We start from the raw sequence: 257 nt of genomic DNA on the forward strand, positions 1-257 counted from the left end.
GTATATTGCCAGGCATTGGCGGCGCTAAGTGATTTTGTGGATCTTGATCACGCCATCGTTACAGCGCGTGACAATTGTCTGTCCTTTCTGATGATGTCGAACCCCTTAAGATTTTCTGATCAACAACAGATCGTTACCTTGATGCAACCGCCCGAACCATCCCCGCCCTTCGGCCCGAAGATCGATCCCGGCACGGACGCTGACACCGATCCGTCCTCGGCATCCAAACCGGAGAACGCGATCGGCATCGAGGTTCC

Annotated in this window: 1 protein-coding gene; it reads left to right on the plus strand. The window is 54.5% G+C overall.

Annotated elements, in window-relative coordinates; all coding sequences use genetic code 11:
- Positions 1–257, plus strand: a 257-nt coding sequence (locus ACLQ2O_RS41960; RefSeq protein ID WP_425843489.1) for a hypothetical protein, incomplete at both ends; no start/stop codon positions are given.

The sequence above is a fragment of the Kribbella sp. DT2 genome, assembly GCF_049844575.1.
Lineage (GTDB): Bacteria > Actinomycetota > Actinomycetes > Propionibacteriales > Kribbellaceae > Kribbella.